The sequence below is a fragment of the Herbiconiux daphne genome, assembly GCF_024979295.1.
Taxonomy (GTDB): Bacteria; Actinomycetota; Actinomycetes; order Actinomycetales; family Microbacteriaceae; genus Herbiconiux; species Herbiconiux daphnes.
This window is the reverse complement of sequence record NZ_JANLCJ010000741.1, coordinates 1-538: the sequence shown is the minus strand read 5'-3', so window position 1 is coordinate 538 and position 538 is coordinate 1. Positions and strand designations below refer to the sequence as shown.

Genomic DNA, 538 nt, shown 5'->3' with positions numbered 1-538 from the left:
ATATTCCCCGGTGAATGTTTTTTAGCCCATTCTGAAGAGTTTTTTAATCTACCAAATAACATTTCTGCTCAATTTATCCTACGATCGACAGTAGCCCGTTGTTTTTTGGAACATATGCAAGCTGGTTTTTGTGATGCTGGTTGGCATGGTTCTCAATTGACATTTGAATTTAAAAATATGTTAAATCATCACATACTTTTAATTAAACCTGGGATGCGTATAGGACAAATGATCTTCTTTGAACATGAAGATTGTGGTGAAGACAGTTACGCAAAAAAAGGAAATTATAATAATCAGAAAGGCACAACAGCAGCATTTTCCGGGGAAGGACACCTGTAAGTAGGAGGAGTAATTGGCTTTACAAACACATACACATAGAGATTTTCTTGGAAGAGTTATTCGTGTTGGAGACATTGTGGTAGTAGGTAGACCGGCATGGAGTTCAAAGATTCTCCTTGCCAAAGTGACAAGGTTCACTAAGAAACGTGCCTATCACGTATTAAAAAATGACTACTACACTCCACCACGTACAAATGAA

General features: G+C 37.4%; 2 protein-coding genes. Both read left to right on the top strand.

The annotated features are described in order from the left end of the window. Positions 1–339 (top strand): dCTP deaminase (locus tag N1032_RS27445; RefSeq protein ID WP_407933102.1); only part of this gene is annotated, 339 nt, incomplete at its 5' end. A 13-nt stretch (positions 340–352) separates the two neighbouring features. After that, positions 353–538 (top strand): hypothetical protein (locus tag N1032_RS27440; protein ID WP_259543885.1); only part of this gene is annotated, 186 nt, incomplete at its 3' end.